We start from the raw sequence: 22,638 nt of genomic DNA on the forward strand, positions 1-22,638 counted from the left end.
TCAACGTCCCCTCAGCAGTTTAAGAGTGCTGCGACCGAACATCCGGCTGGAGGCCGGCGGTGGCGCAGAAGGTCGGTCGGACTGGCCGAAACGGTTCTCCAGCCAGCGCTGAAAGAAGCCCCACAGCGTGGTCAGTAACAGGAAATAGATCGCCACCACCAGGTACAGCTCGAACACCCGAAAAGTCGCCGAGGTGACCATCTGCGTGCTGAGCAACAGCTCTTGCACGCCGATCACGCTGACCAGCGTGGTGTTTTTCAGCATCACGTTGAACTCGTTGCCCAGCGGCGGCACGATCACCCGGAACGCTTGCGGCAGCACGATTCGGCGCATCAGTTTGGCGAAGGTCATGCCCAGCGAACGGCCGGCCTCGTACTGGCCCTTGTCCACGGCACCGATCCCGGCACGGATGATCTCGGCCATGTACGCGCCTTCGTTGAGGCCCAGAGCAATGATCGCCGCCTGAATGTTGCCGGGCACCACCAGCCCGAACAGCTCGATGTCTTCGAAGCGAAAAATCCCGCCCGCCGCCAGTGCGGTGTAGAGGAAAACGATCTGCACCAGCAACGGTGTGCCGCGCATCAGCCACACATAAAAACGCACCGGCAGATGCAACAACGGGTTCTTCGACAAGCGCAGCAGCGCGGCGGCCAGCCCCAGCACACAGCCCAGCAACATCGCCAGCACACTGATCAGGCACGTCAGCCACAGGCCGGTGAGGTACACGCCGCTTGGCTGCAACAGGTACTGCCAGAACACATCCCAATTGAAGTTCATCAACGCTTACCTCAATCGAGTGTGTCGCTGGAGACGTGCCACTTGTTCAAGAGCCGGTTGTAGCTGCCATCGCTGCGCATGTCGGTAATGATTTGCTGCACGGCGGCGCTCAGTTGTGGATCGTCCTTGCGAATGCCCAGACCGGTGAGGATCCGGCTGAAGGCTGGCACGCCTTCCTCGAACAGGTCCGGGGCCATCGCCGCGTAATAGCCGGCGGTTTCTACGGTGGTGCCGTAAGCGTCGACCTGATTGATGCGCAGGGCCTGGAAGGCATCGGTATCGGTGTTGTAGACCACCAGTTTCATCGGCGGCTTGCCGGCCTTGCTCAGGCTTTCATTTTCGGTGTCGAGCAGGGTCTTGATGGTCGAACCGTTGAGCACCGCGATCTTGTGCCCGCTGAGATCCGCAAGGGTTTTCAGCGCCTTCGGATTGCCCTTGGGCACCACCACCGCCTGGCTGGAATACATGTAATTGACGATGTCGATCACCTCACGGCGCTCGGGCTTGTCGAACAACTGGTCGACGATCATGTCGCACTGTTTGGCGAGCAAGGCCGGGAGCAATCCGGAGAATGGAATCACCCGCCAATCGACCTTCTTGTCGCCTAGCCGCCTGGCGATTTCCAGGCCCAGATCGACGGTCAGCCCTTTGGGCTTTTGCGCTTCATCAAAAGACACCAGCGGCGGTGAATCCATGCCCGAGCAATAGGTCAGTTTGTCGACCTTGAGCAGACGCTCCGGCACCGTGGGTGCGGCAAGCGCCCACTGCGTACAGAGTCCGAGGGATATTGCAGCCAGTAACAGGCGAGACGTATGCATGACCAGACACTCCAGTTCGGTTAGTAACGGGGCAGTACTCAAAGTCAAAACATCGGCGGACTCGTGTTCCGCTCTGTGGTTATTTTTCCGATTGCAAAAATTTGATCAGTTCGGGGACGGTGCCTTCGATGTGCTCGCGCACCACGGCTTCGGCCTTGCTGGCGTCACCGGCGCGAATCGCATCGAGGATCATCTGGTGTTCCTGGCGCGCACTCAGGGGCTTTTCGATGTGCTGCAGCCAAAGGCGCATCGGCGCTTCGATCAGCGAATAGAGGGCGCTGATCTGCTTCAGCAGTCGTGGGCGATCGCTGAGGCTGCACAGGTATTCATGGAACTTGCGATGGCGGCTGACCCATGCCGCACTCTCCTCGCGGTAGTCGTCCATTTCATCGAGCAGCCGCTCCAGCGCGGTCAACTGACGCTCGCTGATCTTGGGTACGGCGATGCGAATCGCCAGCCCTTCCAGGGCGCTGCGCATCTCGAACACTTCATGCATTTGCTCGACATCCAGACCGCTGACCACTGCGCCGCGGTTAGGCCGCAGCGTCACCAGGCCCTGCGCATCGAGGCGGCGAAAGGCTTCGCGCACCGGCATGCGGCTCATGCCGATTTCACTGGCGATGTCCTCGGCGATCAACCGGTCGCCCTTGCGATAACGACCACCGCAAATGCCTTCCAACAGAAAGTTGTAGGCCTCTTCCTCGGCGGTCATCGGTTGACGCTGATCGTAGGCGGGAGCGAATTGCATGGCAGCACCTTTTGTCTTTTTGTATCCAATTATCCACGGATACAAAAAGGCACGATGCATGCCAGATTTCACATGTGCAGCCCAAGCTTTTGATTTGCATGATTTAAGCGGCAAAACGGCGATAAGACCCTGCCGTGCAAGACTCGAGCGGTGCTACCCGATCGCCCATGGCGAGCACCGCAAAGGTGCAGATTGGTAGCTGAGTAACACTCAACTGAATGGCAGCGCCGCTCCAGGAACGACGTTTTTTTTTGTGGGCTGAAGGACAACTTCCCTTGCAGGCCTGCCTATAGAAATAGGCAATCCTCCCAGACAAACCGGCATACCCCTGCCACGCCGCGCTGCCTACCATGTCGTTTCACCTATCTGTCGGAGATTGCCATGCACAGCAGCAAAACCTTATTCATCACCGGTGTCAGCAGCGGCTTTGGCAGCGCGCTCGCGCAAGAAGCGATCAACACCGGTCACCGGGTGATCGGTACCGTGCGCAACGAGGCCGATCTGAAGTCGTTCGAGGCCTTGTCAGCGGATCGGGCACACGGGGTGTTGCTCGACGTCACCGATTTCGAACGCATCGACGAGGTGATCGCCGACGTCGACGCCACACTGGGTCCGGTCGATGTGCTGGTGAACAACGCCGGTTACGGACATGAGGGCATTTTCGAGGAGTCACCGCTGGCGCAGATGCGGCGTCAGTTCGACGTCAACGTGTTTGGCGCGGCAGCGATGATCAAGGCGTTCGTGCCGTACTTCCGGCAACGGCGCGCCGGACACATTCTGAATATCACCTCGATGGGCGGCACCATCACCATGCCCGGCATTGCCTATTACTGCTCGAGCAAGTTTGCCCTCGAAGGGCTCTCCGATACGCTGAGCAAGGAATTGCAGCCGTTCAACATTTTTGTCACGGCAGTGGCACCTGGCTCGTTTCGTACCGATTGGGCCGGGCGTTCGATGCAGCGCACGGCGCGCAGCATTGCCGACTATGACGCCAGCTTCGACCCGGTGCGCAAGGCCCGCGAAGAGAAAAGCGGCAAGCAGTTGGGCGATCCGCGCAAAGCTGCGCAGGCCATGCTGCAACTGATCGCCAGCGCCGCACCGCCCGCACACTTGCTATTGGGCAGCGATGCGCTGAATCTGGTGCGCGATAAACTGCAACGCAGTCTCAGCGACATCGAGCAATGGGAAACCCTGACCCGCTCCACCGATGGCTGAGTACCCGGCGAGGAGAAAAATGCCCATGAGTCCATCCGATCCGTACACCGCGCGCATGGTGCAGTTGCTTGAACAGCTCGCGCCGCTGGAGGGTTACAACCTCAGTGCGCTGGAGGACGTGCGTTTTCTGCGCTCGAATCGGCCGCTGAGCAACACCCCGGTGCTGTATGAGCCGGGCATCGTGATTCTCTGTCAGGGGCGCAAGCGCGGCTTTCTGGGCGATGACGTCTACGTCTATGACGCACAGCATTATCTGGTGGTGTCGGTGCCGGTGCCGTTCACCATGGAAACCGAGGCCAGTGCGGCTGAGCCGATGCTGGCGGTGTATATGCGCCTCGACCTGCAGTTGGCCAGCGAGTTGATGCTGCAGGTCGACGAGGTGTTCGGCCCCAGCGACGCTTTGCCAAGGGGCATGTACGCCTCGCCGATGGATGATCCATTGCGCGCCTCGACCCTGCGTTTTCTCGAAGCGATGAGCGATCCGGGCGACGCGCAGATCCTCGGGCCGGCGCTGGTTCGGGAGATCTACTACCGGATTCTGACCGGCGCCCAAGGCGGGTCGATGCGTGCGGCGCTCCAGCAGCAAGGGCATTTCGGCAAGGTCAGCCGGGCGATCCGGCGGATTCACAGCAGCTATGAACAGCGTCTGGACGTCGAGTCCCTCGCCGAGGAAGCCGGGATGAGCGTTCCGAGCTTCCATGCGCATTTTCGCAACGTCACCGACTCGTCGCCGATGCAATACCTCAAGGCCACGCGCCTGCATCAGGCGCGTTTGCTGATGCTGCGTGGCGCCATGCCGGCCGCGACGGCGGCGTTCAACGTCGGTTATGAAAGCGCCTCGCAGTTCAGCCGTGAGTTCAAGCGATTCTTCGGGCGCACGCCGCTGGCCGAAATTGCGTGGATGAAAGCCACGTATGCCCTGCCCCAGTCCGCCACGCCCTCCCCGTATGTTTCTTCGCACTAAGCACCAATCGCTCCCGGCCATCGCATGCCCGCCGCAGTCTCAAGGCAAAATCCCCGCGCATTCACTACGCTTGAGAAATCCGCCTCGGTGCAAGCCCGGCAAACACATTGAACATTGCACGCGGGCCGCTGTTCCAGATGATTCAGACAGAGAATCAAGGACGAACATATGGATGTCTTCGCTCCCGCTGCGCCTGTTCCGCCTCAGCAAAGCACAATCACCCGCCGGCTGGCGTTTGCGGTCGGCACGCTGTTTATCGTCGGGGTGATTGCCGCTATCGGCACCCTGCTCGGCATTGCCGCTCGCCTGGATCGCGAGGATGTCGAGCAAAACCGTTTCTACACGGCCCGCGCTCTGGAAAACCGCATCAGCACCTCAAAGAGCTACATCACCAGTTACGCCGACTGGACCACGGCTTACGAGCACTTGCACAACCAAGTCGATACCGACTGGGCGTATACCCAGCAGAACATCGGCAAGACGCTGTTCACCACTGACGGTTATGACGGCGTGTTCGTGCTGGATCGGCAGCGCACCAAATACGCCGTGGTGCAGGGACAGCAGGAAGACGCGGACATCGCGCGCTGGCTCGCGGAGCCTGCCGCGTCGTTGATTGATCAGGTGCAAAACCAGTCTGATCTGACTGTGCCTGTCAGCACTTACTCGCTGTTCGACGGCTGGCCGGCGCTGGTCACGGCGGCGGCCATTCTGCCCAACGATGAGCGTCCAGTGGGCGATCCGCAACAGACCTCGGTGCTGGTATTCGTCGACAAGCTGACACCGGCCAAACTGCAAGCGCTTGGCGTGGCCTATGGCCTGAACAACCTGACTCTGATGCCGGATGAACAGCTCAGCGGGGAGCAACCACGCGTGCCGCTGGACAGTACCGGTTTCAGCATGACGGCAGATCTGAAGCGACCCGGGCAGCAATTGTTGTGGTCATTGCTGCCAACACTCGGCAGCGTGCTGGCCGTGCTGATGCTGTTGACCGCCTATTTCCTGCGTCACGCCGTGCGATCGTCGACCTACGTCGATCAGAGTTTCAGCACGTTGAAGAGCTCGAATCAGGCGCTGGAGGCGGCCAACCATGCACTGGAAGCCAGCGAAGAACGCTTTCGCGCCGTGGCCGAAGCCGCATCGGACTGGATCTGGGAAGTCGACAATCAACTGCGCCTGACCTATCTCTCGGCGCGCTTCAGCGAGGTGACCGGTTACCCGCAAACCGAGTGGCTGGGGCAAGGCATCGGGCAACTGGTGTCCTGCGATACCACGCCGCTGGAGCTGTGGCTGAAAAAACTCACCGAAGACAGCAATGCCAGCGACCTGCGCTGCACCTACCGCGATCACGCCGGGCAGCAACGCCACTGTCGGCTATCAGCGCGGCCGATCATCGAGAAACAAAGCGTGGTCGGCTATCGCGGCACCGCCAGTGACATCACCGACGAAGTCGCTGCCCATGCGCAGATCCAGCACCTGTCGATGCACGACGCCTTGACCGGCCTGCCCAATCGCAATCAGTTGTCGCGTTATCTGGATGACGCGCTGCTGCTCAAAGAACATGCCCCGCCACTGTCGCTACTGGTGATCGATCTGGACAACTTCAAGCCGATCAACGACTCGCTCGGCCATCCGGCCGGTGATGCGGTGTTGCAGGAAGTCGCCAGTCGCCTGCGCGAATGCACCCGTGAACACGACATCGTCGCCCGCCTGGGCGGTGACGAATTCGTTGTGGTGCTCAATGGCATGGACACTCGGCAAGAGGTCGACCGCTTTTGTACCCGGCTGGTCGAGAGCCTGCATCAACCGATGGTCTTCGAGCATCACCCGCTGCACGTCGGCGCCAGCATCGGCATCGCCCTGAGCCGCCGTCAGGGTTTCGTGCCCAGCGAGTTGATCCGTTGCGCCGACATCGCGCTGTATCAGGCCAAGTCCGAGGGCAAGAACACCTGGTGTTATTTCGAAGCGCACATGAACGACCAGATCCAGACCCGCCGGCAAATGGAAAGCGATCTGCGCGGTGCGCTGAAAAACGATGAATTCATCCTGCATTACCAGCCGCGCTACACCGTCGACGGCAAGCACATCGTCTCGGTCGAAGCGCTGGTGCGCTGGCAACACCCGACCAAGGGCCTGCTGGGGCCGGACGTGTTCATCGGCCTGGCGGAACAGACCGACCTGATCGTGGCGCTGGGGCGCTGGGTATTGCGTGAAGCCTGTGAAACCGCACTGAGCTGGCCGTCAGACATTCTGCTCTCGGTCAATCTGTCGCCGGCGCAGTTTGCCCTCAGCGATGTCGTCGAAGACGTGCGCGAAGCGCTGATCCAGACCCGTTTCCCGGCCAGTCGCCTGGAACTGGAAATCACCGAAAACGTGATGCTCGTCGACACCGACGGTGCGCTGGCCACGATGAATGCGCTGAAGCAACTCGGGGTGCGGCTGAACATGGACGACTTCGGCACCGGCTATTCGTCCCTCGGCTACCTGCGCGCCTACCCGTTTGACGGGATCAAGATCGACAAGCGCTTCATCGCCTCGATCAGCAACGGCGCCAACGATCGCGCCGTGGTGCAGGCGATCATCGGCCTGGGCAAAGCCATGGGCCTGACCGTGACCGCCGAAGGCGTGGAAACCGAGGAGCAACTGGAGATTCTCGGCAAGGATCAATGCAATGAGGTGCAGGGCTACTTCATGAGTCGACCAATAGACAAAACGGCGTTCGCCCGGTTGTTGCAAACCGCCAGAACCGGGCCGGCCGATCATTCGCCGTCGAAGAAAGGTCGCGTCATTTAGCTGGCCTTGCATCGCTGGCAATAATCCATCGTAGCAATGCACAAAGCCCGGCTCGACACTCTTCGTTAATACGGTGTTCCTGTTGACTTCAATTGGTTTTGTTCAGGGTGTGTTTAGGGCCGTCATGCTTGAATATTCCTCACCGCGGATCAGGCTCAACGTCAATCTCGCGCTACACACAAGTTCAATGCAGGCATCACCGGACTGCCAAGACTGCGGTCAAAAGAACAACGTCACCAAAGGGTTAACGATGGATCGATATGATGCCCCGCTTGTTGTAGGGCGCACTTCGCGGGCTGGAATGTTGACGGGACTGATTACAAGAAATCCATGCCTGAGCATTTTTTTCATGACACTGGCCGTGTTCATGGCATTGCAGTACAAACCCGCTGTCCTCAACTACACAACACGTTTTGTCGACTTTGCCGAGTACATGTTGCTGCACGGCATCACACTGTTCCCGATTGCCGACGACCTCAAGCCTTATCCCGACTATACGGTTCTCAATACCCTGTTGGTCTATCTGGTTTCCTTGCCGTTCGGCCGGGTGTCCATTCTTTCCATGGGTTTTCCGTCCTGCGTGGCCGCTTCGCTGATGCTGGTATTCATTTATCGGCTGGGCGCGTTGCACAGCAAGAAATGGGGCGCGTATGGCGTTCTTTTCAGCCTGCTCACCTGGGCTTTTCTTGACGGCGTCAACTCACTGGCACTGGATATCTATCCGGCGCTGTTAACGGTGATGTGCTTCTACTTTGCCTATGCGGCCGATATAAAAAAGGACCCGCGTCGCCTTGCATTGCTGTACCTCGGGTTGGCACTGGGTTTCGCGTTTCGGGGGCCTATTGGCTTGATCGGGCCCGCGACTGTCATTGGTGCTTATTACTTGCTGAGCCGGCAGTGGCGCATGTTGCTGCTGTTTTCATTGCTCTCGGGCGTAATTCTGACTGTTGGTGTTGCGCTGCTGGCCTGGGCCGCCTACTTGCAAGGGGGGCAAGCGTTCCTTGAGGAAGTGCTGAACATGCAGGGCATCGGACGCTTCGGTTCCGACCACGCGCCACGCTACTACTTCTACTTCTCCGCAGGCCTGTTTACCTACGGCATCACGGTGTTTTACGCCATTAATGTAATTCTCAAGAAGTACAAACTGTTCTTTCGCCCGACCCGCGATAAAGACATCGACCTGCTGCTGTATCTGAGCGGGTGGCTGTTGGTGCTGCTGGTGCTGTTCACTGTTCCCAGCTCGAAGAAAGCGCGCTACATCCTCGCAATCACCCCGGCCATTTCGCTGCTGGCCGCTTACCTCTTCGTCAGCAAGGAAGCCGCCTTGGTCCGCGCCAAAAACGGCCTGCTGAACTTCTGCCTGAAGTTGCCCATGCTGGGGTTGGGGATGCTGGTGGCGGTGCTGGTCTACAACAACTTCGCCGATGTTCCGTTACAGCCCAACTACCTGGGCGTAGTCTTGGGATTGTCTGCGCTGCTGAGCTTCTACCATGGCAAACACCAGTACTTCGCCGAGCATCCCTATCGCGAGTTCATGACGCTGTCGATTGGCGTAGCGGCATTTCTGATACTGGATATGTTTTTCTTCAACCCGATCACCTACCACCTGGAACTCATGTTCGAACCCACACCGAAGTTTCTGCCGTATTGGTTTTGGTGAAGCCTCTTCCTGATTCATGAGTAAGCGACACGACTGTCCAGTATTCACATGTTGATATCTGACAGAGTCATGACGCATTCAGGGTACTGAATCGGCGGCAGGGCCCTGCGCAAAAGCAGTCGTTTGCAGCAGTAAAAAAATAAGGTGGCGCCCGCTTTCGCGAGCGACACCTTCATCCACTGCCCGCTAATCAAGCCTTGTTGTTCGCCTCTTCCAGCGCTTTTTCAGCGTTGAACCCGTCGAAGTTCTCGAATACGCCCAGAAAGCCCGGCACGGTCACTTCCCGCGCCCAGTCGCGCTGTAGTTCGCAGTACATTTGCACCCGGCTGATGAGCTTCGCGCCCGCCTGTTCCATTCTGCGCAACGCCGCCTCGTGCGCGGCGAGCGATGTGCCGCCGACCGCATCGACTGGCACATAAACGTCATAACCTTCCTGGATCGCGTCGAGCACCGGGAATGTCAGGCACGCTTCGGTCCAGAGTGCAGTCATGATGAGCTTCTTGCGCCCGAGCGCCTTGACTGCCTGCTTGAATTGCGTGTCCTCCCAACTGTTGATCGATGTGCGGTCGTAGGTCGGAAGATGGCCGAGCACCTGTTGCAGCTCCTGGATCGGCGGCTTGTTGCGGCCGGTCGCGACATTGACTGTCGAGTGGATGATCGGAAGGTTGTAGTTGACCGCCGCCTTCGCAACGCTGGTTATGTTGAAGACGAGTTCATCACGCGGCATCGAGCGGATCGAAGAAACCTGAACCGGCTGATAATCGATGATGATCAACGCCGAGTTTTCCGGGGTCAGTAGCTGATCGGTATGGGGGTTGCGGAGAGTCTCGCTTGCCATTGTTAAATCCTTTTCATGGGTGACGCACGTTTGTGAATCAGGCCGAAGCCTGTGCGGGTGATGGATTCCGAGACACGTGCGAATGGCGCCATGCCCGGCAAATCCATTGTGCTGTTCCCATGTTCGACGCAGTAGTAGCATTGCGCGACGTGCTGTGTCGCGAAAAGAGGAACGCAAGAGTGGACATCGAAGAACTGCAGACCTTCGTGGAAGTGGCTGATGCCGGGGGCATTTCGCAGGCTGCCCTGCGTCTTGGCGTGTCGAAATCGATCGTCAGCCGCCGCCTGGCTCGGCTTGAAACCGAATTGGGTGTGCAATTGCTGGCACGCTCCACTCGCGGGGCGGCGCTTACCGAGGCCGGTGCGACGTTCCGGGACTACGCCGCCAGGGTTTGCACCGAGATCGACATCGCCAAGGAAACGATCCTGCCCGCCGGCGCCCTCCGCGGCCGCTTGCGCGTGGCCGTGCCGTTGTCGTTCGGCCAGAGTCACTTCGCCCCGATGCTGGCAGAAATGGCGCGTCGGCATCCGCAACTGCACATCCAGACCTGTTACAGCGATCGCTTCGTTGACCTGATTGCCGAGGGGTACGATTGCGCCATCCGGGTGGGCTATATGCAGGACTCCAATCTGATCGCCAGACGGATTGGCCCGGTCTACGCCAAGCTCGTCGCGAGTCCCGCATACATCAACGCGCACGGCGAACCCCACACGCCGGATGAACTGATTGCCCATCAGGCCCTCATGCAGGGCACCGAAGCCTGGCAATTCATGGATGGCGACAAAGTCATCACGGTTCGTCCGCAAGGCCGCTTCAAAGCCGACAACGGCATCGCCCTGGTCGCCGCCGCGACCGCAGGCCTGGGTGTCGCCTACCTGCCCGACTGCCTCACCCATGAACACGTGGCATCCGGCGCACTGGTGCCGATCATGACAAACCATCCTCCCCCTCCGGCCGGTGCCTACATCCTCCGCCCGCCGGGTCCGCACCCTGCGCGCAAAATTCGTGTGCTCACTGAACTGCTGATCGAGTTCTTCGGCGAAACGCCACACCTGGCGGTGCAGCCGCTGTCACATCAGGATGATGCGCTGGCATGAGGTTGGGCTAAGCGAGAGCGACAGACATTCCTCTTTATCTGCCATTCGCGCAGGGCCGCTATGGGAAAGCGGTCACTCGCGAGTGTCGTCTTCCGACCGGAAGCTGCCCGTAGGCACAGACAGCAATCGGCCAATAAAGGACGATCGCGGTTTAGCTCAGATCTAACGTATACAGTAATATCCGTCTGCACCGCCCAAGCTATGGAGTCGGGCTATTAGCCATGAAGGGATCAAGTGAATCTACAAGTTGAAATTGAAAGGATCTTCGAGGGTAAAGCATTTGCCAGGCCACTTTTCTATACCTATCCAGGAGGTCTGCGTTTTGAGCTCTCTGAAACTGGCGGAGTGATTGAGCAATTTCTAACAGCACTACGAAAATCAGCAAAGATCTGCAGCGATATCTTCCTTGATGACGCGACGCTTGTTGCTTGTCTGCGCGTTCATTCTGGCATCAACCGATTTGCTCATCGGCCCCTGATTCGCGCTCTTCGATCTGCAGACATTAACATACCCACGGAATGCTCAGTCTGGAGTGAGGAAATAGATCCGGAGGAATGGTTTTGCGAAAAAGAGCCGGAGTATTGGATCAACATCGCCTTTGAAGCACCCGCCACCCTGCTTCAAACATTTCTTTGGTGTGCCTTGGCTAGGGACTTTTCCGCAATTCAGCCTAAACCCAACTGCATTTTGTACCTCTTCAATTTGAAGAAACATGTCATGGTTTTCCCCTACGACGACAGAGGTATGGATGTGGTCGGCCCCAACAAAAATCTGCTTTTACAGCTGTATCGTCTCCATCATACATACCTGCTGGATTACGACCGACACACGATGGACACCACATTTTCAGGGCCTGCGTACTAGCCTTATTGCTCACATTGGAGCTGAAACCATGCCCACAGCCCACATGGAAACCGTCTCCTTTGTGTCGTTTGCTGCCTGTCACGAAGGGCAGGAACCTGTCCAGAGTGTGTAAAAACTCCAAAGCCAGCTCGGATGATTAAAAATCGCCCCCAAACACGCATTGCCGCATCTGTCCTGCGTCAGTAGGATTCGGTCATCGCTGACATAAATGGATGTGTACATGGAAAGCATGCCGAGACTGGAAATTGAGCGCGCTGCGTATCAAGAGTTTTTAACTCTTTGGGAACGCGGTGTATTCGATAATCAGCGCTTAGGCCAAGCGTTCTATAACCATTTTCGGCTTCATCGTCTGAGCGACCAAACGCGCCTGTTCGGTCTCTATGAAACTGACGGAGACAAGGCCATAACCGCGATCTCCCGCCTGTTCCAAATCAGATAACTTCGACCCCGCGTTTCGCGAGAGCAGGGTCAGCCTTGAAGACCGAGAGGGGATCAAGCGTTTTTACACACTCTGGGCCAGAAGCGGACGTATTGGCATCTGTGTAGTATCTGCCTCTCTTCCAACCTATATGAGGTGCCCGACGCCTAGTCGACACCCCCATCCCTACAAGAGCTGTCCTAGACCTGCAATATGCCCTTTACTCGATGGAGCGCCTATCACGGTAAGGTCATGTTTGTATGACGCACACGAGCAACCACAATCCCTTGATATTTTACAATAAACCCTTCCATTTACCTGAAGCCTATATCATGTAGCCATAACTGCCGCGAGCTTGGGATGTTTATTTTGATAATACAGCTCCACCTCAGCATCATTCTCCAGGAATTGCCATACCTCTTTTGAACGCATGGAGTATAAAACGATAACTGCAAACACTCCCAGATACAGCCATACCAGACTCGCCGTGCCGAATTTAGACATGATTGCGCCAGTTATCACGAATGAAACCGAGCTTCCCAACTGACTAATAACCAACGTGGACGCCATCAATCTTACGCGTGCACCCGAAGGTATAGACATAACTCTTTTATCCATTCCGATCAAGGTAATACAAGCACTGGCCGCCCCCGCGAAAAATAGCCAAGGAATCAATAGCCAAACTTCGTCGCTTTGCGTCGTCGCGCAAAGTGAAAAAGTCAGCAACGACCAACATCCAAGATACTTTTTGCGCTGATTTTGTCTTTTAGCAATAATTGGGCTCAAAATTAACAAGCCTGCAATAGCTCCACTCGCGAAGACAGCATTCAACAGGCCTGCACTGCCTTCCGCAAGATTGCGAGTATGTGTAAGTGTTGGAACCAGCATCGGCACGATCGCCGTGACGGTCAAACCAAGTAGCAGCCCAGAACAGGTCAAAAATTGTTCTGGCGGAAGAATGCATTTAAGTTTAAGCCCAAGAAATATTTCATTAATACGATGTGATGTTGATCTCGGCTTTGTGGGGGCTTCACTTATCGGTAGAGCCATTGCTATTACTACGGCTACCAGTCCCAGTATTGAAGAAAAAAGTAGCGAGATGTCCAATGAATACACCGCAATTACAATGCCCGCTAACAAAGGCCCCGCAACCCTACCCACGGTAACAACGATACGCCGAATGCGAAATGCAGCACTCGTTTGATGTTTATCAACAGTTTCAGCAGGATAGATGCCAAAAAGAGGCTGGACCACTCCAAATGCTGCTACAGCAATAACGTCGATGAGAATCAGGGCGTCAAGCGAATACCAGTTAGAGGCAAATAGGTACCGCAATGCACTGGCAAACAAGATTACAATACAACCTGCCTTAAGAGCAGTACTACGGCGCATCGACTCAACGCGTGGTGCAAAGCACAACATTGAAATTATCGCTGCGAATGCGAGTGCTGTTTCGTAGACAGCCAGTTCAAACAGGCTGCCCCGCTGTACAATAATCAGAGGCAGCGCTGTGTTCCAACATCCGAGGTAGATCCAGAGCAATAACTCCAGGTATAGATACGTTCGGAATGTACTCAATTCATAATTTCCTTCTTCGTATGGGGGCCGCTATAGCTCCCTGCCATGGCGACCCCTTCACACGAATCAGCCTGCTACAAAATGATTGACTTTAAAGCTTTCTGCGCTCACACCAAACTTAGAAAAGAGGTGGCCGTGCATTCTATTCTTGTATATATCTCGATTCTTTTCGAAATACTCTCGATCATACCATCTTACGCCGAAAAACATGGTCAACCCCCTTACCACAGTCGCAAGCTGCCAATCGTAGAAAACGGCCTCAACCGGTCGAGCACCCAATCGCTCATCAGACTCCATTACCGCGACAATGCATAGATCCAGTTCTTCCTTGCTTGAAAAAGCAACCTCACAGTTGGTCAGAGCAACTATTGGCTTATCCAGGTTTCGTTCATTGCCGATGACAACTTCGTACGTTTGAGATTCCATTCTTGCTAGCCTCTACGTATTTGATGGGTGATTAACACGCTTACTTTCAGAAGCTTCCAATCCGAGAAGCGGATTGGTCCAACATGGAAACTCTCGGAAGAGATCACTAGAGATATGGCAAGCAGAACAAATACGAAATCACAGTAGTCCGCGAGAGCTACCCTGTCAAATCTACAATTTTGGGGGAAGAGCGTGAGACGACAACTGCTCAATACGAAGTAGCAACCCTTAAACACGAACCGTAGCAGAGTGTGTTTCACATTCCAGTTGAGCGCCCTGATAATTAATGTTCAACCAAACTGCGCTGTCAAACTATTTTTTATGCACCATTTTGGCAAATAAATCACGACCAACGGAGCCTTTAATTGTGGAGATGTGGCTGCAACAGCATCAAAAAGGAGCGCATATGAATTATTTGGTGCACCTCCATAAAGCAAAAAAAGTGTGCAGAAATAATAGTTAGAGACTGACAAACATCCTTTGAATGACCCCTTCTGGCTGTGGATTCAACCGGTCGACGCAACACGACTAAATTCTGTGTAAGCAGAAGGAGTGTTGCAGATGAAGCAGAGACCTCGGATCTATTACACCGAAAGCCAGAAAAAACTGATGTGGGATCACTGGCAGAAAGGCGACTCTCTCCAGCACATCGCCCAACTATTTGATCGAAACCATTCATCGATACAGCGCATCTTGGCGGAAACAGGCGGTATCAGACCCGCTGTACGCCGCAGATCCAGATTGGCGCTGACGTTGGCTGAGCGTGAAGAGATTTCGCGTGCCGTGGTGGCAGGTAACTCGATCCGTTCCATGGCTGCGTTGCTAGGGCGAGCAGCCTCTACGATCAGCCGTGAGATCAGACGCAACGGTGGCCAAGGATGCTACCGGGCTAATCAAGCTGATCAGGCTGCCTGGGATCGCGCCCATCGACCCAAGGTCTGCAAACTTGTTGAGAACCGAACGGTGGCGCAAATTGTTGCAGACAAGCTTCAATTGCAGTGGTCACCGGAACAAATTGCCGGTTGGTTGAAGCGCACGTACCCGGACGATACGAGCTATCAGGTGTCACACGAGACGATCTATCGCACGCTCTTCATACAGGCTCGCGGGGCTCTGAAGAAGGAGTTGCTTGAGCATTTACGGCGCACGCGGGCCATGCGTCGCTCGCGTCATCACACTCAGAAAAAAGAAAATCACGGACGAATCACTGATGCTGTATCGATCCGTGAACGCCCGGCCGCGGCTAAGGATCGGGCGGTGCCAGGTCACTGGGAAGGCGACCTGCTGTGCGGTAGCAGGAACAGCCAAATTGCCACTCTTGTTGAGCGACATACCCGCTACGTAATGCTAGTGAAATTGGACGGTAAGGATAGCGAGACGGTCATCAGCGCCCTAATTGAAAACGCCCGTAACTTGCCCCAAGAACTCTACAAATCGCTGACCTGGGATCGCGGTAAAGAGATGGCTGACCATAAACGCTTTACGGTGGCTACCGACATCAAAGTCTACTTCTGCGATCCTCATCGTCCTTGGCAACGAGGATCAAATGAGAACACCAACGGGTTGTTAAGGCAGTACTTCCCGAAAGGAACCGACCTTGCGGAGCACTCGCAAGCCACGCTCAATGAAGTGGCAAGGCAGCTAAATAGCCGCCCTCGGAAAACGCTAGACTACGAAACACCGGCAGAACGATTTAGCCAATCTGTTGCGTCGACCGGTTGAATCCACAACCGATAACTGCCTTCGATACGCGACTTTCGCACGCCAGCGGCTCGATTGTAAGAATATGGCGGAGAGCTGCAAAACCGCCTACGCTTATAGAATGATTCCTCGAACACCTTGCCCATCTGGTGGTATAGAGCCGAGAGATCTGACTTCCTTTGACCGTCCACTTAACACCCACCCGGACCGACCCGCGCCTATCGCCAGCAACTGCCCCCTGAATCCGGTCCACACGACCAGCAGTACGGCGCAACGGGTAAAAGCCAGACCCAGTCCCCCACCTGTCGTTCAAAAGCGACCGATGCCGCAGCACCTCTGGAAACGGGGGCGCTGTTCACGTTCTGCCATGAGGTCAATCCGTATGTATCGGCCGAGCACGATTCCTTACCAGCAGCATCTAGGGTTTAGCCGAACCTTCACTCAGGGGCATTTGAGCCTTGGATTATTCTTTCCCATGGAGGCGTTCGACGGGGACACTCCGAGCATGCTCAACCAGGTCACACTGGCTAAACAAGCCGAGGCGCTGGGCTTCTGCGCGCTCTGGTTTCGCGACGTGCCGCTTCGCGACCCTGGCTTCGGCGATGTCGGCCAAGTCTTCGACCCCTGGGTGTACCTGGGCTATATGGCTGCTCATACCTCGGAGATTGCGCTTGGCACCGCTTCCATTGCCATCCCTTTGCACCATCCCCTGCACACGGCCAAGGCGTCAGCCAGCGTCGATCAGTTGAGCACAGGTCGCTTGATTCTGGGGGTGGCTTCGGGAGATCGGCCGGTGGAGTTTTCGGCTTTTGGTGTCGATCCCGAAAGGCGTGGAGAAATCTTTCGAGAACACTACGAAGTGATTCGGCAAGCCCACAGCACCAGCTTTGAGCCCATCCACTGGAGCACTGGCGAAATGCACGGCGCAGACCTGATTCCGAAACCCACCACCCAATTCATTCCAATGCTGGTGACCGGCAACAGTCGCCAGTCACTGGATTGGATCGCGCGTGAGAGCAACGGATGGATCAACTATCCACGCATACCGAATATGCAGCGGCTGGTCGTGGAAGATTGGCGGCTTGAGGTCACCAGGCAATGTGGCTCTGTGTACAAGCCCTTTACTCAGTCGCTGTACATCGATCTCGATGAGAATCCGTCCACGCCACCCACACGTATCCATTTGGGGTTCAAACTTGGACGTTACCATCTACGGTTTTTGCTGGAGTCGCTTGAGGAAATCGGCGTGGACCACGTCATTCTCAATCTCAAATATGGCAAGCGCCCTGCGGCGGAGGTTATTGAGGAATTGGGTACGCACATCGTTGCGCAGTTCGGAGTGCAGCCGCGTCCGGCAGCGCATTGAGGATCGGTCACTGCTACGCCGACGGATGCTCACTTGACGAAGCCATCGTGAGCCTCCCCGAACTGAATGGAACTTCCTGTTGGATTTGCTTAACCGGGCAGCTTGGCCGCAAGGACGTCAACCTTCTCGATTGATGGCGGTTCGGCAAACAGCTCGGCAGCGTTTGCCATAAGCGCCGCCGCGACCTTGCCCGAAAGATGAGCCTGCCGGCCCGCTTCATCCGGGAATGCGTCAAAGATGCCAAAGGTGGACGGCCCCAAGCGGATTCCAAACCAGGCTGTAGTGGCTGGCTCCTCCTCCACTAAAGGAAGGCCGCTCAAGAGAAAGCGCTCCACCTCATTCTCTTTCCCAGGTTTTGCTTCCAGACGAACGAACAACGCTACTTTGACCATGACGTGGCTCCTGTTGTTACGGTGCGGCTGGTGCTATCGGGTCGCAATAGCTAAAAGGGGCATCCGGCAATTAACTATGGTCGACGACACCAGGATTACAAACCCAAAGAGACCAAGGGTAGCGTCGCATGTCGCTTGGACACTGAGAATGACGTAGTAGGCAGCGCGCAAACCGCATACCAGCCGCGTGATCACTTTTCCCGAGCTGTGGCCTGATAATCAAGACTCAACGATATCTGAAATTCAGGAGAACATAACAGATCATGGTGACTGTCAAGCCGACCAATATGTACTCGACACGCGGTAGAAATATAACTAACCCACCTAAAGAAAACACGATCAAGGTGTTTTGCAGTATGTATTTCCTTATTCGACTCACAGCTATGAAATAGCCATATTGCTTCCCCAGGAAAAACAAGACCATGCCGGTGATCGACATAATCTGGAAATCGCGCATCGCAATGTCATTCAGGATCGCATGCCTGATCAAATTTGCCAGGAGTGCCAGCCCCATAAAAAGAAAAAGGTGCGAGTAGATCAAGGCGTGCCCACTCATACTGCTTTGATGTTTGTTCAATAAGTAAAAACTATCAAAATAGATCCACCAGATACTGCAAATCATGATGAATCCGGTGATGGCCGCCATCACATTGTAATAACCCCATTGAATGTTAGATAAGCCTCCGGAAAGGCTAATAATTGACTCCCCCAATAAGATTAGGGTGAGTAGGCCTATGCGCTCAACCAAGTGCTCTGTGTGTGCTGGCAACGGTTTTAATTTAGTCCAGAAAAATACAGGAAACAGAATATCAAGAACAATCCCAATATAAGCAACAAGGTAACGCAAGGGCGAGTCAAAAATAACGGATGAAAGGCTAATAACTGCGCTAACTAATAGGGCGAAGCCGAGCCTTGAGGAAAGTTCGCCGCGAGAATCGAGTTTACTAATGGACGAAATATACATAACACTGATGATCGCACGTATACCAAAATAGCAAGCAATAATAAGCGGGTAGTTCACTTCCAGGTCTTCCCCGATCCGTGCCGACAGCACAATGAGCAGGAGCATTATGAATAATGTTGCCAAACGGTGAAGATTGCTGTCTGTATCAAACCTGTTGGAGTAAATCGTGTGACTGGACCAGATCCACCACAACGGTACAAAAAGCAGTAAGAATGTCCATAGTTGCTTATGTTCAAAGTGGCCTTCATGAACATGTCCGAGAGTGTGCGTAACCTGGCCTATCGTAACAACGAAAGTCAGGTCAAAAAACAACTCCAACCATGTGGCGTGTCGATTTTTTTCATAATACTTCAAAGATTTCATTAGCTGCCGGCTCCGTGTACACCTCTTTAATGTAGAAGGAAGCTAACGCTGGTTTGCCCTCGGCTCTGGTGTGGGTGATGCCGGGCCGATGTCGCAATTTAGCGATTTCGTCCGCGCACTAACAGAAGCTCAATCATCTGACTCATCTCGTTGAACTCTGGGACCCCGTCATAGCGAAGCCCGTCAATGTAAAACGCTGGGGTGCCATTCACGCCGCTGCGTACACCGCCATTGAAATCGGCTTGTATTTTGGGAATGTAAGTATCCTCTTGCATTGCAAGATCGAATTCCTCCCTGGAAAGGCCGTGTTTGAGAACGATGGCGCGATACAGCGGCAGGCCCAATCGATCCTGATTTTCGTACAATTCGTCGTGGGCCTCCCAGAAGAATCCTCGACTCCCGGCATACTCAGCGGTGACCGCTGCACCCAATGCATGGGGGTGAGCGGTGGTCAGAGGGAAGTTACGGAACACAAACAGCAAGTCATCGCGAAAATGCTGTTGCAGATTCTTGACCATCCAATACGCTTCACCGCAATAAGGACATTCATAGTCACCAAATTCCACCAAGGTGACCTTGGCATGCGCACTTCCCTGGCGATGGTCGTTGGCACTTACCGGGACTTTGAGAGTGGCCATGTAATCACCTGTTAATTTTTGGTTGGCGTGCTTTGTGGTGAATTCGCCAGAGCATCCAGCGCATCCAGAATGCCGTCCGCCCCAGGGTTGATTGCCATTGGTGAGATGTAGCTCCAGGCGACCACCCCCTCCTTGTCAATCACGAACAGTGCCCTCTTACAAACTCCGAGCTGGGACTCGTACGCTCCATACTGTCGTGCCACCGCCCCTTTGGGCTCGAAATCGGCCAGCAGGCTGAAGTGGAAATTTCGATCTTTGGCAAAGGCCTGATGACACCAGGCGCTGTCAACCGAGATACCCAATAGCACCGCACCGTATTCTCTGAAGGTGGGTAACAACTGGTTGTACAAGGTCAGTTGGTCACCACACACCGAAGTCCAGTCAGCGGGATAAAACGCCAATATCACGGGATTTCCCTTTAGCTCACGCAGCGACAACTGTTGATCAGGGGTTGCGTGAAGAGTGAAGTCGGGCGCGACAGTGCCGGCCGGCAGCGGACCCTGAACCAGGTCGCCATTGGTTTTTTGTGCATCATCTAACTCTGAAGTATTCATTGCTTGAACCTTGATAGATGGGTTGTTGGGACGTGCTCAGTGGGATGCGACGTGCCCGGCGGGATAACTCCATCCACCATCAAGGGGTTCAAAAAAAGACAACGCTGCCTCGATCTCAGCCTGAGCCTGAGTGATTTCGGCAGCGAAACGTTCACGTTCCGCATCAAGGAACACAAGAAGATCCGCCGTGTAATCGCGGAATTGGATTAGGCCAAGTTGGCAGGGGAATGGTCGGATTCGCTCTGGCTCACCAATGACTATAGTCGTTGATGACGCTTACCGTAGTCGCTGAACGAATTTTCGATACCCTCACGTGCCAACAACACTCACGCGCTTATCTTGCTGCCATTTCAGGCGGCGTTTTAACACGATGATTTTGGCAGCTATTTCGCCACTTCAGACAAATCTACATCTGCTTTCTGGACGACAACTGCTGCCCGTTACGACAAGCAGAAATCGACCAGTGGCAGACAATGAACCGCCTTCAGGTCGACAGAATAAAGGTTGATATGAGAAATGCTCTGGGCAAACGAGTCGTTGTCATCAGTGCCGGCATCGTGGGCACTTCGCTGGCGTATCACCTGGCTGATAAAGGCGCGAATATCACCTTGGTTGAGGCTGAAGGTAATCAAAAATGCGGCTCGTGCAGCGATGGTGCTGTACTTAACGAATAGTCGAGATCGGTCTTCGGGAAGCTGAGCGGTAGCCTTTGCGAATATTGTCACTGACCGCTATTGGCCGAAAGCAGCCGATCGGCGCGCTGCATGTGTGAGGAACATTTCTTTAAGGGAAAACCCTCATTGTTGGGCCTACGTCACGCTACTAGCATGAACCTCGGCAATCGGCCCATTCGTAGGAGAAAACCCATGACTACCTTGCAGAGTGACGACAAGCGCCCCACTCCGGATCAGGCGGAGGACAATGCCTTTTTTCCCTCCCCATACTCGCTTAGCCAATTTACCTCGCCAAAATCTGATCTGAGTGATGCGGATTACGCTAATCCCTACCGAGGTGGCCGCTGGAAGATTTTGCTGATTGGCGCCGATGAGCGCTACTTACTGACCGACAACGGAACAATGTTTTCCACCGGTAATCACCCAGTCGAGACATTGTTGCCCATGTATCACCTCGACAAAGCCGGTTTCGCGTTCGACGTTGCGACCCTGTCAGGCAATCCAGTGAAATTCGAGTTCTGGGCCATGCCTAGCGAAGATACCGAGGTAAAGGATTTCTACGCCAAATACCGTGAGCAGTTCAAAATACCTTTGAAGCTGTGCGAAGTGGTTGAGAAGGCGCTGGGGCAGGATTCGGATTACATCGGCGTTTTCATACCTGGCGGGCACGGCGCGCTGATTGGATTGCCGGAGAGTGCCGACGTGAAAGCGGCTTTGCATTGGGCAATCACCAACGACAAATTTGTGATTTCCCTATGTCACGGCCCAGCAGCAATGCTCGCGGCGGGCATTGGTGAGTCAAGGAACTCCTTCATATTCAACGGCTACAAGATCTGCGCATTTCCAGACAGTCTCGACGCAAAGACGCCCGACATAGGGTATATGCCTGGGCATCTGACGTGGAAATTTGGTGAGCAGTTGAAATCCTTGGGAGTTGAGATCATCAATCAGGATATTTCAGGTGCGACGCTCCAAGACCGCAAGTTGCTGACCGGCGACAGCCCATTGGCAGGCAACAATCTGGGCAAGTTGGCAGCTGAAGCATTGTTGAAAGAGGTTGCATCGGAGTGAGCGACGGGCCGGCCGAAACAGCGATGCGCGCTGCTCTGGAGATAGAGACGGCGCGCACGCTTGAATCAATCAAGAAATCCGTCAGGGGTTTCGCCACACCCTACGGTTATGATCGATTCGTGCTGTTTTCTGCATCGACGGCAAGTGAGGAAGTGGTTGAGCATATCTACTGGGTCGAAGGCGATTGGTTCGATAACGGTCAAGCGGTGGATGCCGAGACTTACGTTCGACATTGTCCGGTGACTCGTCACCTTTTGAATGCTCGGCAATCCTTCTTTTGGCAGAAAGAGCAGGTTAAGGGAGAAGAGCGTTACCGGATGATTCGTTCTCCAGGTGGACCAGGAATTCAGGGGTTGCAGGTGCCAGTTTTTGGCCCACAGGGGCTTGAGGGCGCAATGAGCTTGGGGGGGGAGCCGGTGGATGGGAGCGCGCGGGTGCGCTTGGGACTCAGCCTGGTTGCGACGGCCGCTTTTTTCGCGGCTCGGCGGTTGCTTGAGGCGCCATTGGACGAAGCGTTAAGAACCCTTTCCCCGCGAGAGCGCGAAGTCATGGAATGGACGGCTGCCGGAAGACGGCAAGCGGATATTGCAGCGACTCTCGGTTTGTCGGAGCGTACAGTTGAAAATCACCTGCGCTCAGCACGCCGACGTCTGGGCGTGACAACGACAGCACAAGCCATCAGGATGGCCATTCGTAACGGCGAGATCGATGGGTAAGGACGC

General features: G+C 55.2%; 21 protein-coding genes and 1 pseudogene. 12 read left to right on the forward strand and 10 right to left on the reverse strand.

From position 1 onward, the window contains the following. From AC3WMV_RS03175 to AC3WMV_RS03185, 3 genes are all read right to left on the reverse strand, one after another. Nucleotides 1-777 (reverse strand): amino acid ABC transporter permease, encoded by a 777-nt coding sequence (locus tag AC3WMV_RS03175; protein ID WP_007967116.1) that lies wholly within the window; start codon nt 775-777, stop codon nt 1-3. A gap of 11 nt (nt 778-788) precedes the next feature. Then, nucleotides 789-1,595: an ABC transporter substrate-binding protein gene (locus AC3WMV_RS03180; RefSeq protein ID WP_103367070.1), complete on the reverse strand. Its 807-nt coding sequence runs from the start codon at nt 1,593-1,595 to the stop codon at nt 789-791. Between the two features lie 79 nt (nt 1,596-1,674). Continuing rightward, nucleotides 1,675-2,343 (reverse strand): GntR family transcriptional regulator, encoded by a 669-nt coding sequence (locus AC3WMV_RS03185; protein WP_098964038.1) that lies wholly within the window; start codon nt 2,341-2,343, stop codon nt 1,675-1,677. A 381-nt stretch (nt 2,344-2,724) separates the two neighbouring features. Here AC3WMV_RS03185 and AC3WMV_RS03190 point away from each other — a divergent pair, with 381 nt between their 5' ends. The 4 genes from AC3WMV_RS03190 to AC3WMV_RS03205 all read left to right on the forward strand — a co-directional run bounded on the left by AC3WMV_RS03190 (nt 2,725) and on the right by AC3WMV_RS03205 (nt 8,972). Continuing rightward, nucleotides 2,725-3,558 (forward strand): oxidoreductase, encoded by an 834-nt coding sequence (locus tag AC3WMV_RS03190; protein ID WP_103367069.1) that lies wholly within the window; start codon nt 2,725-2,727, stop codon nt 3,556-3,558. Nucleotides 3,559-3,583: 25 nt separating this feature from the next. Beyond that, nucleotides 3,584-4,522 (forward strand): AraC family transcriptional regulator, encoded by a 939-nt coding sequence (locus tag AC3WMV_RS03195; protein ID WP_103367068.1) that lies wholly within the window; start codon nt 3,584-3,586, stop codon nt 4,520-4,522. 168 nt (nt 4,523-4,690) lie between these two features. Next, on the forward strand, nt 4,691-7,312 hold the full coding sequence (locus AC3WMV_RS03200) for a bifunctional diguanylate cyclase/phosphodiesterase (protein WP_103367067.1): 2,622 nt from the start codon (nt 4,691-4,693) through the stop codon (nt 7,310-7,312). Nucleotides 7,313-7,661: 349 nt separating this feature from the next. Then, nucleotides 7,662-8,972 carry an ArnT family glycosyltransferase gene (locus tag AC3WMV_RS03205; RefSeq protein ID WP_103367066.1) on the forward strand — a complete coding sequence of 437 codons (1,311 nt, stop codon included), beginning with the start codon at nt 7,662-7,664 and terminating at the stop codon, nt 8,970-8,972. 190 nt (nt 8,973-9,162) lie between these two features. Here the strand turns inward: AC3WMV_RS03205 and AC3WMV_RS03210 are convergent, their stop codons facing one another. Beyond that, a complete protein-coding gene (locus AC3WMV_RS03210; RefSeq protein ID WP_103367065.1) occupies nt 9,163-9,810 on the reverse strand; it encodes a hydrolase in 648 nt (215 codons plus the stop codon). Between the two features lie 179 nt (nt 9,811-9,989). On the opposite strand from AC3WMV_RS03210, the gene AC3WMV_RS03215 reads away from it, so the two are divergent. The 3 genes from AC3WMV_RS03215 to AC3WMV_RS03225 all read left to right on the forward strand — a co-directional run bounded on the left by AC3WMV_RS03215 (nt 9,990) and on the right by AC3WMV_RS03225 (nt 12,210). Next, nucleotides 9,990-10,907 carry a LysR family transcriptional regulator gene (locus tag AC3WMV_RS03215; protein WP_103367064.1) on the forward strand — a complete coding sequence of 306 codons (918 nt, stop codon included), beginning with the start codon at nt 9,990-9,992 and terminating at the stop codon, nt 10,905-10,907. A 234-nt stretch (nt 10,908-11,141) separates the two neighbouring features. Further along, nucleotides 11,142-11,771 carry a DUF3885 domain-containing protein gene (locus AC3WMV_RS03220; protein WP_027611749.1) on the forward strand — a complete coding sequence of 210 codons (630 nt, stop codon included), beginning with the start codon at nt 11,142-11,144 and terminating at the stop codon, nt 11,769-11,771. 220 nt (nt 11,772-11,991) lie between these two features. Continuing rightward, a complete protein-coding gene (locus AC3WMV_RS03225) occupies nt 11,992-12,210 on the forward strand; it encodes a hypothetical protein (RefSeq protein ID WP_027611748.1) in 219 nt (72 codons plus the stop codon). Between the two features lie 309 nt (nt 12,211-12,519). Here the strand turns inward: AC3WMV_RS03225 and AC3WMV_RS03230 are convergent, their stop codons facing one another. Further along, on the reverse strand, nt 12,520-13,767 hold the full coding sequence (locus AC3WMV_RS03230; protein WP_103367063.1) for an MFS transporter: 1,248 nt from the start codon (nt 13,765-13,767) through the stop codon (nt 12,520-12,522). 66 nt (nt 13,768-13,833) lie between these two features. Beyond that, on the reverse strand, nt 13,834-14,193 hold the full coding sequence (locus AC3WMV_RS03235; protein WP_027611746.1) for a hypothetical protein: 360 nt from the start codon (nt 14,191-14,193) through the stop codon (nt 13,834-13,836). Nucleotides 14,194-14,754: 561 nt separating this feature from the next. On the opposite strand from AC3WMV_RS03235, the gene AC3WMV_RS03240 reads away from it, so the two are divergent. Together AC3WMV_RS03240 and AC3WMV_RS03245 are read left to right on the forward strand one after the other, a co-directional pair. Further along, on the forward strand, nt 14,755-15,915 hold the full coding sequence (locus AC3WMV_RS03240; RefSeq protein WP_096795984.1) for an IS30 family transposase: 1,161 nt from the start codon (nt 14,755-14,757) through the stop codon (nt 15,913-15,915). Nucleotides 15,916-16,276: 361 nt separating this feature from the next. Next, nucleotides 16,277-17,260: an LLM class oxidoreductase gene (locus AC3WMV_RS03245; protein ID WP_096795983.1), complete on the forward strand. Its 984-nt coding sequence runs from the start codon at nt 16,277-16,279 to the stop codon at nt 17,258-17,260. Between the two features lie 89 nt (nt 17,261-17,349). Here AC3WMV_RS03245 and AC3WMV_RS03250 read toward each other — a convergent pair whose 3' ends face one another. From AC3WMV_RS03250 to AC3WMV_RS03265, 4 genes are all read right to left on the reverse strand, one after another. Then, nucleotides 17,350-17,652, reverse strand: a complete 303-nt coding sequence (locus tag AC3WMV_RS03250) for a putative quinol monooxygenase (RefSeq protein ID WP_027614304.1) — start codon at nt 17,650-17,652, stop codon at nt 17,350-17,352. A 226-nt stretch (nt 17,653-17,878) separates the two neighbouring features. After that, nucleotides 17,879-18,979: a low temperature requirement protein A gene (locus AC3WMV_RS03255; RefSeq protein ID WP_103367062.1), complete on the reverse strand. Its 1,101-nt coding sequence runs from the start codon at nt 18,977-18,979 to the stop codon at nt 17,879-17,881. A 98-nt stretch (nt 18,980-19,077) separates the two neighbouring features. Then, nucleotides 19,078-19,617 (reverse strand): DsbA family protein, encoded by a 540-nt coding sequence (locus tag AC3WMV_RS03260; protein WP_103367061.1) that lies wholly within the window; start codon nt 19,615-19,617, stop codon nt 19,078-19,080. A gap of 11 nt (nt 19,618-19,628) precedes the next feature. Beyond that, nucleotides 19,629-20,171: a redoxin domain-containing protein gene (locus AC3WMV_RS03265; RefSeq protein ID WP_103367060.1), complete on the reverse strand. Its 543-nt coding sequence runs from the start codon at nt 20,169-20,171 to the stop codon at nt 19,629-19,631. Nucleotides 20,172-20,680: 509 nt separating this feature from the next. On the opposite strand from AC3WMV_RS03265, the pseudogene AC3WMV_RS03270 reads away from it, so the two are divergent. The 3 genes and pseudogenes from AC3WMV_RS03270 to AC3WMV_RS03280 form a co-directional block, all read left to right on the forward strand. Beyond that, a pseudogene (locus AC3WMV_RS03270) lies at nt 20,681-20,794 on the forward strand (FAD-dependent oxidoreductase); the annotation flags it as partial. A 243-nt stretch (nt 20,795-21,037) separates the two neighbouring features. Beyond that, nucleotides 21,038-21,916 (forward strand): glyoxalase III HchA, encoded by an 879-nt coding sequence (hchA, locus tag AC3WMV_RS03275; RefSeq protein ID WP_103367059.1) that lies wholly within the window; start codon nt 21,038-21,040, stop codon nt 21,914-21,916. Nucleotides 21,917-21,939: 23 nt separating this feature from the next. After that, a complete protein-coding gene (locus AC3WMV_RS03280) occupies nt 21,940-22,632 on the forward strand; it encodes a PA1136 family autoinducer-binding transcriptional regulator (protein ID WP_219737903.1) in 693 nt (230 codons plus the stop codon). The last annotated feature ends 6 nt before the right edge of the window (nt 22,633-22,638 follow it).

The organism is Pseudomonas sp. FW305-3-2-15-E-TSA4, assembly GCF_058787295.1.